Annotated in this window: 13 protein-coding genes; 4 read left to right on the forward strand and 9 right to left on the reverse strand. The window is 34.4% G+C overall.

Annotated elements, in window-relative coordinates; all coding sequences use genetic code 11:
• Nucleotides 1-53: 53 nt before the first annotated feature.
• From rd to BBG48_RS09425, 4 genes are all read left to right on the forward strand, one after another.
• Nucleotides 54-212, forward strand: a complete 159-nt coding sequence (gene rd / locus BBG48_RS09410; protein WP_068913251.1) for a rubredoxin — start codon at nucleotides 54-56, stop codon at nucleotides 210-212.
• Nucleotides 213-299: 87 nt separating this feature from the next.
• Nucleotides 300-1373: a copper amine oxidase N-terminal domain-containing protein gene (locus BBG48_RS09415; RefSeq protein WP_068913167.1), complete on the forward strand. Its 1074-nt coding sequence runs from the start codon at nucleotides 300-302 to the stop codon at nucleotides 1371-1373.
• Nucleotides 1374-1533: 160 nt separating this feature from the next.
• Nucleotides 1534-1806: an ACT domain-containing protein gene (locus BBG48_RS09420; RefSeq protein ID WP_068913169.1), complete on the forward strand. Its 273-nt coding sequence runs from the start codon at nucleotides 1534-1536 to the stop codon at nucleotides 1804-1806.
• An 8-nt stretch (nucleotides 1807-1814) separates the two neighbouring features.
• Nucleotides 1815-3173 (forward strand): PFL family protein, encoded by a 1359-nt coding sequence (locus BBG48_RS09425; RefSeq protein WP_068913171.1) that lies wholly within the window; start codon nucleotides 1815-1817, stop codon nucleotides 3171-3173.
• Nucleotides 3174-3706: 533 nt separating this feature from the next.
• Here BBG48_RS09425 and BBG48_RS09430 read toward each other — a convergent pair.
• From BBG48_RS09430 to BBG48_RS11035, 9 genes are all read right to left on the reverse strand, one after another.
• A complete protein-coding gene (locus BBG48_RS09430) occupies nucleotides 3707-4837 on the reverse strand; it encodes a M20 metallopeptidase family protein (protein WP_094754430.1) in 1131 nt (376 codons plus the stop codon).
• Nucleotides 4838-4899: 62 nt separating this feature from the next.
• On the reverse strand, nucleotides 4900-5322 hold the full coding sequence (locus tag BBG48_RS09435; protein ID WP_068913173.1) for a PPC domain-containing DNA-binding protein: 423 nt from the start codon (nucleotides 5320-5322) through the stop codon (nucleotides 4900-4902).
• 38 nt (nucleotides 5323-5360) lie between these two features.
• Nucleotides 5361-6992 carry a putative polysaccharide biosynthesis protein gene (locus tag BBG48_RS09440; RefSeq protein ID WP_068913174.1) on the reverse strand — a complete coding sequence of 544 codons (1632 nt, stop codon included), beginning with the start codon at nucleotides 6990-6992 and terminating at the stop codon, nucleotides 5361-5363.
• Between the two features lie 213 nt (nucleotides 6993-7205).
• Nucleotides 7206-8051: a MetQ/NlpA family ABC transporter substrate-binding protein gene (locus BBG48_RS09445; RefSeq protein WP_068913176.1), complete on the reverse strand. Its 846-nt coding sequence runs from the start codon at nucleotides 8049-8051 to the stop codon at nucleotides 7206-7208.
• 131 nt (nucleotides 8052-8182) lie between these two features.
• Nucleotides 8183-8824, reverse strand: a complete 642-nt coding sequence (locus tag BBG48_RS09450) for a methionine ABC transporter permease (protein WP_068913178.1) — start codon at nucleotides 8822-8824, stop codon at nucleotides 8183-8185.
• Nucleotides 8817-9803, reverse strand: a complete 987-nt coding sequence (locus BBG48_RS09455) for a methionine ABC transporter ATP-binding protein (RefSeq protein WP_068913180.1) — start codon at nucleotides 9801-9803, stop codon at nucleotides 8817-8819. The genes BBG48_RS09450 and BBG48_RS09455 overlap by 8 nt, the downstream gene beginning before the upstream one ends.
• Nucleotides 9804-9957: 154 nt before the next feature.
• Nucleotides 9958-11643, reverse strand: a complete 1686-nt coding sequence (locus BBG48_RS09460) for an S-layer homology domain-containing protein (protein WP_068913182.1) — start codon at nucleotides 11641-11643, stop codon at nucleotides 9958-9960.
• A gap of 71 nt (nucleotides 11644-11714) precedes the next feature.
• Entirely contained in the window at nucleotides 11715-14495 is a 2781-nt protein-coding gene (locus tag BBG48_RS09465; protein ID WP_068913183.1) for a hypothetical protein, read from the reverse strand.
• Nucleotides 14473-15011, reverse strand: a 539-nt coding sequence (locus tag BBG48_RS11035) for a hypothetical protein (protein WP_158527925.1), incomplete at its 5' end; no start/stop codon positions are given. The genes BBG48_RS11035 and BBG48_RS09465, both read right to left, overlap by 23 nt.

A 15011-nucleotide genomic window follows, 5' to 3' on the forward strand; every position in this document is an offset into this window, starting at 1 on the left:
ATAATAGACCATGAGATTAATCACCTCGAATAAAATTTTAAGGAGAATTGATAATTATGAAATATGTATGTGATGTATGTGGATATGTTTATGACCCAGCACTAGGTGACGAAGACAATGGCGTAGCACCTGGAACAGAATTTGTAGACCTTCCAGATGATTGGGTTTGCCCACTTTGTGGAGCTAGTAAAGAAGATTTTAAACAAGAATAAATTCTATAAAAAAATCCTCTTTCAATAAAGAGGATTTTTTATTTTCATGCAAATTTATTTTTGCAACAATTTTGAGGTGAACTATTAATGAAATTTTTAACTAAATACTTGTTTTTAGCTATGGCAATTTTTACATTTTCATTTAACCTTGCCTTTGCCGAAAACATAAATGTGTATGTAAACAATTATAAGTATACAAGCGAACAGCCTGTCAAGATTATTAATGGCGTTTCCTATGTGGCTCTGTCTGATTTTGCAAATATTACAGGTGCTGTCACTTCATGGGAGGCAGCTACAAAAACTGCAACTATAACTTATGAAGAAAAACTATCAGCCTTCAACAACAATAGCCTTTCATTTTCCGACACTTACGGAATATTGGTCAACGGTATAAAGATAAGCACAAACAACCCAACCAAGCTAATTAATAACAAATTATTTGTCCCAGCAAATATCCTGTCAAAATATATGGGATACAGCTTATCCTTTGACAAATCAAAAAACAATTTATTGATTAACTCAACTGCCACAAGCCTGATGGACAAACCGGATTTTTCCAAAATATCTTTATTACCAGTATTAGAAAAGTCTATGGGAAAAGAAACCTACAATCAATTCAAATATACCTTCGTAACAACCGATGAACCAAAGGGAGAAAAGTATTTGACCAACGGAAAATACGCTATTTTCACTGCCCATGAAAAAGGCTACGAACCAAACAAGTTAAATGGTTTCTTCTATCTAAATATTTATACAAATGACGTATACTTCTACCCTGCATCTTCTGAACACGAGGAGCTTGCTAAAAAATATAATAACGGTATAAAATACGAAGACTTCCACAAAAACGGCGGCAAAAATACTGTATTCCTAGTAGCTACAGCTAGAATGTTAGATATGATTTCACTTTCCGACTCAAGTCTTTCTGACTTTTCTTATGTCGGCATAGACAAATTGACCGTAGATTACACAAATCACCTACCAAAAGGCGAATATTACTTCTATAAAGCTACTAAAAAATCAGACGGCAAGGACTCAAACTTTGAAGTTGCTCAAAATAAAAGCACCCTTGACGTATTCTTGTTCTTGAGAAAAAAAGACGGAGTAAACATAGTTAAGCTACCTGACATGAAAATCTTAGAAGTAGTAGCCAAAAAATAATTAAAACATTTAAAGCTTATCCATTTATTGGTAAGCTTTTTAATTTATAAAAATTATCACATCAACATTAATCGTGGAAATTTGCTTTAATTTATGATATACTAACATCGATTTGAAAATTTACGAAACTAAATACTTAGATTTTTACCTCGGAGGAAACATGAAAAAAGCGTTTATAACAGTAATCGGTTCAGATAAAGTCGGCATAATTTACCATGTCACTAAGACACTGATGGAAAATAAAATAAATATCCTTGAAATTTCACAGACAATATTAGATGGTAATTTCACAATGATAATGAGCATAGATGTGACTGACATTGAAGACAATTTTGAACAGCTTTCCAGTGAATTCCAACAAATAGAAGAAAAAATCGGCGTAAAAATAAACCTACAGCATGAAGACATCTTTAATGTAATGCACAACATTTAGGAGGCGTCATGATAATAGATAAAAACATAATAGAAACCATAAATATGATAGAAAAGCACAAGCTCGATATCAGAACCGTAACAATAGGTATAAACCTTATGGACTGCATAGACAGCGACATGGACAAGCTATGCACAAAAATCTACGATAAAATCACCCATGAGTCTGAGGAGCTGGTATCCACAGCAGAAAAAGTCTCTAAAAAATATCAAATACCTATCATAAATAAAAGAATATCTATCACACCAATTAGCATAATCGCAAGTGCAGTAAAAGAAACCTCCTACCTAAAAATAGGCTACGCTCTGGACAAAGCTGCAAAAGCAGTAGGAGTAAATTTTATAGGAGGCTTTTCAGCACTTTGCGATGCGAAAATGACAAAAAGCGATATTAATCTGATAAACTCAATCCCTGAAACCTTGGCAAATACAGACATACTTTGTGGCTCAGTAAACCTTGGCTCAACAAAGCACGGCATAAACATGGATGCCACAAAACTTATGGGAGAAAAAATAAAAGAATTAGCCTACCTAACTAGAAACAACGACTCAATAGGTTGTGCAAAACTAGTAGTATTTTGCAACGCAGTTAATGACAACCCATTTATGGCAGGAGCTTTTCATGGAGTAAACAGAGGAGACTCTTCTATCAATGTCGGCATAAGCGGTCCGGGTGTAGTAAAATCTGCACTTGAAAACAAAAAAGGCGAAAAAATGGAAGTTATTGCCGAAGAAATAAAGAAAACCTCATTTAAAATTACAAGAATGGGAGAACTAGTTGGCAAAGAAGTAGCCTCAAGACTAGGCAAAGATTTTGGCATAGTAGATTTATCTCTTGCCCCTACTCCATCAGTTGGAGACTCAGTCGCAAGAATATTAGAAGAAATAGGAGTAGAAACTGTAGGCGGCTACGGTACAACACTTGCCCTAGCAATGCTAAATGATGCCGTTAAAAAAGGCGGACTAATGGCAAGCTCCAATGTAGGCGGACTAAGTGGAGCATTTATCCCACTATCAGAAGATGAGGGCATGATAAAAAGTGCTGAAAAAGGCATCCTTAATATGGAAAAATTGGAGGCAATGACAGCAGTTTGCTCAGTAGGACTGGATATGATAGCAATCCCCGGAAACACCACAGCAGATGTAATCTCAGCAATAATCGGCGATGAGGCTGCAATCGGCATGATAAACGGCAAAACTACAGCAGTCAGAGTAATCCCTGTCTACGGCAAAAAAGCCGGTGACAGTGCAGTATTTGGCGACTTACTTGGCTACGCTCCAATAATAAAAATAAATGAAACCTCAGCAAAAAGATTAATAGACAGAGGCGGCTTTGTTCCCGCCCCAGTGCATAGCTTTAAAAACTAATTATAAATTATATTTAAGTAAGTAAAAATCCATTTTAAAAAATTTAAAATGGATTTTATTTTTTATTATTTTAAGCCTTATTAGGCTTTACCTAACAATACCATAGTATAAAATATTATGTGTAAACTAAAAATTTGTTCCTAAGTATAGAAAAAGAGGACCATATCTTGTAAAATTAAGTTACCAAACAAAAATTTTCAAGAAGATGGAGATCCTCATGACTAATTTTGACACAGAATTAATAACTACGCTATCACAAGGAATAAATATTGATGAAATTTTTTCGTAAACAGCTTGAAGATTCTATTTAAATTTATTTACTACTTATTTTTACAAGAAATTTAAAAGAGTTTACACAAAAAACTTGACACTACCGGCTTACAATTTATTAAAAACAATTACATAATGCTTGTAAATGCTTTCTCAAAATATATACAAAAAAGCTCATCCATAAAATATAGATAAGCTTTTTTATAAATTTTAATTAATTCATTTTTTTTGTTAGATTTCTATATTGATTTATTTAAAAACCATTAATTGCCATGTTTATTCAAATACTCAGTAGCAAACTGGGCGTAAAGTGCTGCTCCTGTTGGTAGTGAGTCTTCGTTTAATGTCATGCTTGAGTTATGGACGCCGTATTTGTAGCCTTCGTCTATTGAGCCTACTCCAAACTGTATCAGTGCTGATGGCACTTTGAGTGCTACAAAGGCGAAGTCTTCTGTACCTGAGCTCATTCTAACCAAATTGATTTTATCCTCCGGTACTATATTTTTTGCAGATTCAAGCAAATCTTCTACCAGCTCAGGATTGTTATAAAGTGTTGGTGAACCCATGTTGTGGGTTATTTCTACTGTTGCTCTGAAGGTTTCAGCTATTCCCTTTGAGATTTCATTAATTCTTTTTTCTAAGAATGCCCTAGATTCTTCTGAATTTGCCCTTGTTGTAACCTCTAGCTTTGCATGACCCGGTGTTGTATTTGGTGTATCTCCTCCGCTTATTTTGCCTACTAACACTACGTTTTGGTTGAACATTGATATTTCTCTTGACGTAATATTTTGCAGTGCTATAGCAATATGGCAGGCTGTAATTACTGCGTCTACGCCAAGTTCAGGCATTGAGCCATGAGAGCTTTTGCCCTTTACTGTAATTGTATAGGCGTCTGCACTTGACATTGCCATACCTTTTGTTGTCCTGATAGAGCCTGAGGCTGTATCTTTTTCTCCCATAAAGACGTGCATTGCCACTGCTACATCTACCTTCGGATTTTCTAAAATACCATTTTCTATCATATCTAATGAGCCTTGCAAAATTTCTTCTGCCGGCTGAAACATTAGTTTTACTGTTCCTTTTAAATTCGCCTCGTTTTCTTTTAGCATTTTAGCTGCCAAAAGTAGCATTGATGTATGTGTATCATGTCCGCAAGAATGGCAATGTCCATTGGTTGCTGCAAAATCCAAGCCTGAGGTTTCCTGCATAGGTAGTGAGTCCATATCCGCTCTTAAAAGTATGCAAGGCTCTCCTTTGCCTATCAGAGCTGTTATACCGGCTTTTCCTACTTTTTTAGGTTCTAATCCATAGCTTTGTAGTTTTTCTGTCACAAATTTCACTGTATTCGTAAGGTCAAACCCTAGCTCAGGGTTTTTGGTGTAGGTGTCTTCTATTTAAAATTAATTCTTCTTTTAATTCATTTGCTCTTTCAATATATTTATTCATTTCATCACCTTTATTCAAATTTCATCATATTTATACCAATTTCTTCGTCAAGCTCTCTGTCTATTTTCATATCTATTACTTTTATGAATAATTCCATAGTTACACTTATTCTTGAGTCATTAAGGTGTCCGCCAAAAGCATTTCCATGCTTGTCCGCTAGCACTATGTGGAAGTGAGTGTATGGCTTGCCGTCCATTTGTGTAATGTTGCCTACCAAGCTGGCAACTTCATATGTGCCTTCAAAAACATTTTTGTGATAAACCTTAGAAGATACGTCAAATACACCTAAGCTACACTGGTCTACAGCTCCAATACCTGTTACAAAGCCTACCTTTACATCGTATTTGTCACAAGCAGCCTTTATTATCTCAATAATGTCCTCACCCTTGAAGCCTCTTACTACAAGCGTGTCGTTAGCTAATTTGCACTGCATTTTTACCTCCAAATAAAACTCAAAATTGTTTTTAACAATTATTCCTGTTCAACATGTTCATCTTCATTTTTTGATATTGCTTTATTTTTATATAACTTGTTCATCAGTTTTCTTCCACCGGGAATATTTTCCAGTTCCTTTTTGGAAATACCTCCCATGAAAAATAATTCAAACAAATAAACACACATACCCACAAACATAGCAAATACTACGCTTAGCTTGCTTGAACCAGTCAAAGAGTTTAGCACAATATAGGAAAGTAAAACGAAAATTCCCATTATAAATGACATTATCAAAGGTATTATAAATGTTGCCTTGAGTTTAAAATTCATTCTAAGCATATTCTTGATATAGAATAAATCTAATACAAACGCTATTACATAGGCTGCAAGTGTGCCTATTATTGCTCCTCTAACATTTATAGATGGAATAGGTGTCAAAAAATAGGTCAATATTAATTTTACAACAGTTGCCAATAATAGATTTATAACCGGCACCATAGGTTTGCCTAGAGCCTGAAGTACAGCTGTCGCCGTCTGAAGTCCTGCTATCAATACAATCATAAAAGACATTGTAAATAGTATTGAGCCAGCAGATGCACCTTCCTTTGGATATAATAGCTTCATAATAGGTCCAGCCATTATCATTACACCAAAAAAACATGGCATTGCAATAAGATTGCCCATTCTAAGACCCATATTTATATTTTTTCTGACAGTTTTTAAATCATTTATTATAAAACTTTGAGACACCGCCGGCACTACACTAGTTACTATAGAAACTGTTAATGCTTGAGGTAAATTGACTACTGTCGCCGCCATACCTGTAAATTGACCAAATAACGAATTTGCATCTTTATAAGAAATGCCCCCATCCATTAGCCTTTGGTTTACCAACACTGAGTCAATCAAATTCATTATAGGTATTACCAAAGAGCCAATAATAATAGGTATCGCGATAGCAAGCATTTCCTTGACAAGCTCACTAGTTTTTTCTTCTTTTTCTTCCTCTGATAGTTGTATTTCCTTGTCAATTTGTCTTTTTTCTTTCAGATAAATCAGGAAAATTACTATAAATGCTATCACTCCACCAAGCGATGCACCAAAGGCAGCACCACCAGCAGCTAATTGCAGTCCATGTGGTAAAAGTATATATGCTAAAAACAGCCCTGAAAATACTCTTACAAACTGCTCACTTATCTGACAAAGTGAAGTAGGTAGCATATTACTCCTGCCTTGGAAATACCCTTTAAACGCATTTACTACAGGCACTACTAACAGTGCAAGTGCCAATGCCTTTATAGGATAGTAAGCATTTTTATCATGCAGTAGCATCAACGAAAGCTTTTCTGCTCCAAAGTAAAAAAGAGCAGACGATATAACTCCAAGCACTAAGAAAAGCTTAATACTTATCATAAATATTTTTTTTGAGGTTTTATACCTGCCTAGCTTATTTCTCTCAGCCACCATTTTTGATATGGCTGTCGGTATACCTGAGGTAGATATCGCAAGAATTGCCACAAAAAGCGAATAGGCTTTCTGATAATATCCCAAACCATCTGAAAAAATAATGTTGCCAAGAGGTATACGAAATACCGCACCTAATACCTTAATAATAAGGTTTGACACCATAAGTATCAAAGTACCGGTAATAAAATTTTGTGATTTCATTAAATTCCTTTTTTTATTATAATAAAATTAAATTCATTATAATACTATTTTAATTACCATTTTCAAAATAATATAATTTTCTATTTTATAGTCTTTTTATGTATTTGTCAAATAAGGTAAAATTACCGAAAAAAATTATTTTATAAAAAAATCCCAATAAATCATTTGATGATTATCGGGATTTAAAATTTTATTTTTATATTATTTCAAAGCTTAAAATGCAGGTACTATAGCGCCCTTGTATTCATCTTCGATGAATTTTTTAGTCTTTTCGCTATTTAAAGCCTCCATTAAAGCAACAACTCTTTCATCCTTTTCATTACCTTCTTTTACAGCTACTATATTAGCATATGGGGAGTCTTTACCTTCAATTACAAGAGCGTCATTTAATGGATTAAGGTCAGCTTCTAAGGCAAAGTTTGTATTTATTACAGACGCATCAACGTCCTCTAAGGTTCTTGGCAACTGAGCAGCATCTAGTAGAGTTATTTTTAAATTCATAGGATTTTCAACTATATCCTTATCTGTAGCTGCAAGTCCCGCACCGTCTTTTAACTTAATAATTCCATTTTTTTCAAGTAATAGTAATGCTCTACCACCATTTGTAGGGTCATTTGGTATGGAAATTGTAGCTCCTTCTTTTAATTCCTTTAAATCCTTAATCTTTTTAGAGTAAAGACCCATTGGTTCAAGGTGAACACTGCCAACAGATACTAAATGAGTACCTTGTTGTTTATTAAATTCATCCATATATGGAACGTGCTGGAAGAAGTTCGCATCTAAATCACCATCTTCAACAGCTGTATTTGGTACAACGTAATCGCTAAACTGTTGAATTTCAAGCTCAATACCCTTGTCAGCAAGGTCTTGTTTAATATTTTCAAGTATAGCTGCATGAGGCTGCGGAGATGCTCCAATTTTTAAAACCTTATTTGATTTTTCTGTAGTCTTAGCCGCATCACCTTGTGCCGGCTTGTTATCTGCTCCACCTGAGCACGCTGCTAATGTCAACGCACTTACTAATGCTAAGGTGAACACTTTGATTAGATTTTTTTTCATCATTATCCTCCGATTTTTAACTAGCAATAAAATTTAAGTAAAATAATTTACTTTATATAATATCATGAAACAATAAAAATTTATATATTTTGAGTTATACCCAAATTAGATTTTTAATATCTACAAAATTTTTAATTCTTATTCACTTTTGCAGCAACAAAATTTCCTATAGATTGTATAAGCTGTACCAATACGATAAGGACTATTACCGTCACAATCATTACATCTGCCTGCCATCTGAGATATCCATAGGTAATGGCTAAATCTCCAAGACCTCCACCACCAACAGAGCCTGCCATAGCAGAATAACCCAAGATATTTATAATAGTAGTGGTAACTCCCATGATTATCGGACTAAGTGCCTCTTTAATCATGACCTCCTTAATCACTTCAAACTCAGTTGCCCCCATGGACAGTGCCGCCTCTATAAGTCCCCAAGGAACTTGCATCAACGCACTTTCAACTATTCTTGCAAAAAATGGTATAGCCGCTAAGGTAAGAGGCACAATCGCAGCCGTAGTGCCTATTCTTGTACCTACAATTAATTTTGTAAGTGGAAACAGCACAATCATAAATATTATATACGGAAATGACCTAGTAATATTTACTATATAAGATAAAATTGTATTTACCACTTTATTTGGCATGATGTGGTCTTGTGAGGTAATTACCAATATTGCTCCAAGTGGCAGTCCAATCAGTACAGTGAGAATAGTCGATACTCCCACCATATAGATAGTTTCGGTCAAAGGCTTAATCAATAACTCAAGCATTTTTTACCTCCTCTACCCTTATATTGTGTTTAGTAAGAAAATCTATCATCTGTGGTTCTTTGGAATTATCATCTATTCCAATTAACAATCTGCCAAGAGGTTGCTCTTGGATATATTCAATATTACCTGATAAAATATTTATATCTATATTAAGTTCTCTTGACACCCTAGATATTACAGCATTTTGTGCCTCACCCTGAGTGAATGTTAGCGCATATTTTTTAAGGTCATACATTCCCTTTGGTAAATTGAAATCATATTTGATAAAATGCTCAGTTTTTTCATTTGGCTTTTGTGAAAATATATCTATTGTAGATGCTTGGTCTATTATCTTACCATTTTCTATAATAGCTACCTTGTTGCAAATTTGCTTTATTACTTCCATTTCGTGAGTAATCACTATTAGAGTAAGTCCGGTTTCCCTATTTATCCTTTGTAGCAAGTCCAAAATTTGTGATGTAGTTTTTGGGTCAAGTGCTGATGTAGCCTCATCACAAAGTAGAACCTGCGGATGATTGGCAATTGCTCTTGCAATGCCAACTCTTTGCTTTTGCCCTCCTGAAAGCTCTGAAGGATAAGCATTTATCTTGTCACTCAATTCAACAATCTCTAAAAGCTCTTCTACTCTGTTTTTTATATAAGTGTTATCCTTTTTATCTAAATTGAGCGGAAAAGCTATATTTTCAAATACGGTTTTTGAAGAAAAAAGGTTGAATTGTTGAAAAATCATACCTATGTTTTTTCTTTGCTGTCTTAATGATTTCTTATCTAATTTTAATAAATCTACTCCGTTTACACCGACCGTTCCCTCATCAGGCTCTTCTAATCTATTGATACATCTGACTAGAGAAGATTTCCCAGCTCCTGAAAGTCCGACAATCCCAAAAATATCAGCATCGTCTATATGTAGATTTATATCGTCCAGTGCTTTTGTATTTGAGCCTTTATAGGTTTTGCTCAAATGCTGTATATCTATCATATCTATAAACCTCTTGTAAAATTTTGGTTCTAAATTAAAACTATTCTATATAATAACACATCTGTCCATCGAAAGTCTATACAAAATCAGCGAATTTTTTATAAAAATTGCTCCGACATACACAAAATTATTTGCGTATGTCAGAGCATAATGCTTAGTAATTTAAAATTCTTTGCATATAGTCTTCTTTCAAATCTCCTGTCATGTATTCTACATAGCGTAATAACATTTCGCTGGCATCAGCCTTTGTAAGATATGAATTTGGAAGTAGAGTGCCACCTTTTTCTATCAACCCGATATTTTGAGCTATATACACACTGTCATACGCCCAAGGCGGTATTTGTGACTCATCCTCAAAGCCTGTAGAAAACTTTCCATTTGGTATCAAAACATCCAGTCCAAGTGAATTTGTAAGTATAGCTATCGCCTCAACCTTTGTGATAGGATTTTTTGGCTCAAACTTGTTGTCGTCCCTTCCTATCATAATTTTCTTTTCTACGGCAGTTTTTACATAGTTATAATTTTCATCCAATACCTTCATATCAGAAAATAATTCTTCTTTTAGTCTGTAAGTTGTCTTTTTATTTTTAGAACCATCAGTTTTGTTGTTGTAAAGTCCTGAAGTTACAACTACTGCTCTTGCAAATTCGTCTCTTGAAATATAAGCGTTAGGTAAAAACATTTTTTTATTTGAGTCAAACCCATTCATTGAAGTGACTATTTTTATAGCCTCCTGTGCATAATGTCCCTGCACATCTGTAAGCACCGGTGCAAAAAGTCTAGTTACTTCAGGCATATTTTCCACTTGACTGTTGCCACTTCCTTGCACTCCGTTTATATCATAGGTATATTCCATTGCAGCGTTATTTTGAGATGTTACTCCATATCCGCCTCTAAATGAAATCTTTTTTGGGTCATTTTCTGAGTAAATCAAATCCTTTATGCTATTTTGAGAAACCTTGACTGTATATGTCCCGTTAAGTGTTCCACTTGCTTGACTTGTCGTAGTAGTCGTATTTGTTGTAGTTGTGCCGTTGGCAGTTTTTGTTGTTGTAGTTTTAGTGTCTGTGCCACCTGTTGCCGGTATTAGATTTATTGTGTAATTTAAGGTCTTTGTATCAGTTTTGCCCCAAAATTCATCATATCCTGTGGATTTTCCATCCATTTGTATGATTAATTTTGCAGCTCCCTCTTTATTTCCTGTGCCCTCAGTAAATACTTTATAAAAGCTTGCATTGCCACCATAATAATCTATGGCAGGCTTTGTGTCTATTACCACTGACTCTGACATTTCTGACAGATTGCTGTCTAGGTTATAGGTTTTGCCATTTACGTTTATAGTTTCCTTAGCTTTTTTTATGTTTGCTGTTTGTATTATTTGCCCTGCATAATATTTATTCACCGGTGTTATACTCAGGTCTCTTGTGATTTTTACTCCTTCACCGCTGAGAGAATATTTTTCTGAAATTGTTGTGCCATTATAATTGACTTCGGGGTCTAGCTGTGCATTGGGCACTGGTGCTACTGTACTTTGAGCACCTTTATTATTTTTTGTAGCTGTTTTTGCATTTTTGCTCAGTTGTTTTAATACTTTGTCCAATTCTCTTTGTAGTATGCTATCTTCTTTTTCTTTATCTATTACTGTCCTTGTAAGTGTACCGGTTAATAGTACAGGCTTTCCGGTTACAAAGGTGATTTCATTGTATTGCATTGTCTTTGAGTCATTATTTGTCTTTTTATAAATGCCCGGGTCATAGCCTCCCAAGGCATTGGCAGATAAATTAAGGCTAGAAAAAACTACTAAAGCACCTAAAACTGTCAGGAATTTTGTTTTTTTCATAGATTTGTTTCCTTTTAATAAACTTGCAATGTCCAAAATTATATGGACATTGCAATATTTTTTATTTAATTTTATTCTGCAATCACTGTTATAGCCTCAAGTATTTCCATACCGTCTTTTGTTTTTCTGTCTCTGTTTTGCCTGAATACTATTGTCAAATTCTTATCTTTAAGTGTGTCGGTTGCTGTCTTGTCAATTACTTTTCCGTTATAGATTACGCTTGCCTTTGTTATGTCAATTAGTTTTCTAACAGGTGTCTGTTTGATTTGTTGAGTTTTTGTATCTGTTGTAGTAACCGGTTTGACGTATTGCAGCATATTTTTACTTGCGTTGTACTCATTGATATCTTTTACTAGCACCGGTTTTATACTTGAAGTTGTAGCTGTTTGATTGCCCGCTTTATTTCCAGCTTGATTTGCTTTATTAGTGTCTGTGGTAGCTTGCTCATATGTGCCTACACCCTTAGCAACTATTGTATTTTGTGAGTTTACATCTACATAACCCTGTGCTTTTATTAAATCGATTGATACCACTACATCGTCCTTGGTTACAACGTATACTTGTCTGTTAAAGTATTCAGGTCTGATGCCAAATGTGTTGAGTGCATATTTCTTTTCTCTCATTTGGTCTATCGTGATTGCCATATCGTTATCATGGTCATAAATCTTGGTTTGCTCAGTGAAGTTAAGTCTTGGAGTAGTTGCATCTTCTGAATATCTTGACCACTTGCCGCCTTGCCACAAGAAGAAATGATTTACTTTTCTATTATTTTCTATATCATTTCCAAGAAGTATTGAATAATCAAATACATCTCTAAGAGTAGCTCTGTAAATCTTGTACGGATAAGCTTTGATATTTTCAAAGTTAATTCCGCTACCATTTTGTATTACTATTTGAGCGTCTTTTAACATATTTGTCTCAATGCTGGTGTTAATGCCTGTCTGTAGGTTTGCACTTTGCACTATGTTACCATCTTTTATAAATATTGTAGAGTCGTCAAACTTTACTAGATTATTATCAATTTGAAGTGTGTTTTGTGAATGGTCTACATTTTTGATGGAATTATTAAATATAAGTGAGTTTCCCTGTCTTATTTTTGCCTGCTGAATGGTAGGTATGCCTTGATTTTTTGCAACTACAGCATAAATTTCCTGATTGTTGTATGTTTTTAAATTATTTGGCTGTATTTTTTTTGCATTTGCATAAATACTGCCATTTATTTTTATATTTTCATATTGTTTTAAGGTGTCACCTGTAGCATCAATCCAAACTCCATCAACAAATTCCTTTACGTTTTTAAGTGTAAGTCCTTTTTTGATTATGGAATATGGTCCTACCTTAGCCTTTAATATTGCTCCTGCTTGTCTTTGGCTACCTTCAACCTCTATTTTTGATGGCACACCTGAATAGATATCATCAAAATATAATTTTATTCTGTCTCCATCTTTTATTTTATCGTAAGTTGCTAATTCTCCGCCTTTTAATATTGGTGTAGAGGAGCTAATTGGATAAGTTACGTTATTAGTTAAAGTTATATGGTCTGCTGAAACGTCTAATACTGTGCCTGCTGATAGCTCAGACTCAGGTGGTACATAGGAATTTAGCTCAGGTTCAACCGGCACATAGGCTTTAATAGCAGTTACTATGTCGTCTCTTAATTCTAGTAAGACATCTTGCCCAAAGCTTAACTGGTCTTGTGTAACCGGTTTTGAAATACCGGTTGTATCACCTATTTCACTGCTTACCTGTAATATGTTTACATCAGGGTGCATTTTATAAATATGGGCTACGTTATCATAATCTGTGATTTTGACTACGTTTGTGTAATTTTCTGCTGTACCTTGGCTTTGAGTTAAGTAATCTTTATTATTTAATGTTATGCTTTCAAGTACGCCTGCAATTTGACCGGTAGATTTAGTATATTGCTCAGCGTAAAGTATACTGTTATTTTTAGTATAAATATTAATTCCACTGCCTGATACTATTCTATTCATATCTGTGGTAAAGCCCTGTGGAGTTAGTATAGCTACATCTTTATTACTTATAATATTTAAATATGATATCACTGTAGATGAATTTAGGTTATCAGGCACAATTTTATCTACTTGAGTAATACCCGGTGTTTGCTCATTTGCATTTTGGTTATTTCCACCGTTACCCTGCAAATTTTTCATGGTTTCTTTGTCTATAACCATATTTTTATCCAGCTTTATAGTAGCAAGTATTTTATTTAAACCATTTTCTACTATTTTAGATTTATTTAGCACTTCACCTGCATACTCTTTTATGCCGGATTTGTTTAAAAAATAATCTTTATTTGCATAAATCAAATTTGCAAGGTCAACTCTTCTTGCCTGTTGATTAACTGATGTATTATATTTTGTTTCTACACCAATTACCTTGCCAAAATTTTTATTAAGCTCTCTCATGGTTACAGGTCTTGTCAAAAAATTTGCATTTTCCGGTTTTGCAAGTTCTTCTTCTGTAATCATACCTAGCTCTACTGCTTTTGCATTGTAATCTTCTATAGGCTCTGTCTGTCCTTGGATTTTTGCAAAGGCGTCAATCAGTTTTTGGTTGTTTAGGGTTTCGTTTGGTTTAGTTATACCCTTTACAGGTTTGATAACTCCTATAATAGAGGCAAATGTCATTTCTCTTAATTTTGCACCGGCATCTTTAATAGTATAATCTGTTGCTAGCTCCTGAGGGTTTGTAGTACCTCTGAGTACCGGATAATTTCCATATTGGAGTGGTTGCTCAGCAACAGATGCAATACTCATACTCAAAACCATTGCTAAGCTTAAAATTAAGCTTAGCAATGAATTAAATTTATTTGTTTTTAAGAAGTACATAGTAGCCTCCGTTTTTTATGTTCTTGTTTGCATTTTGCACTATCTTACCTGTCTTTTCATCGTATTGTGCAAATACAGTGTATCCTGACTGATTAGCTGTCAGTGCTAATGCCAAAGGTGCATTTGTAAAGCTTATTGGATACTTCTTCTTAGGCTCTACCACTGCAAAGTTTATCTTGTAAACCTCTGATGCTCTTTGCTTATTCTTTGGTATTGCTCTTGTTACTGTGGTATTTTGTTTATTGTCGCCTGTTACAAAATCTATTGCAACTACTGCATGGTCTGTAGCAGAGGTTACCTGATTAAGTGTAAACGCATTAAATGGCACGCTCATGCTCATACCTTTGTCTATTACTTGGATTGTAGTATTTGGTGCAAGCTTGATTTGTGATACAGGTATTCTGACTTGTTTTTTATTAGCAGTGTATTTAGAAAGGTCTATGACTTTTTCTGTAGTGCCTACTGTATACTGTAGCTGGTCGCCTACCATTTTTTGTGTACCATTTTGTCTTACAT

The sequence above is a fragment of the Criibacterium bergeronii genome (assembly GCF_001693775.2).
GTDB classification, from domain to species: Bacteria; Bacillota; Clostridia; order Peptostreptococcales; family Filifactoraceae; genus Peptoanaerobacter; species Peptoanaerobacter bergeronii.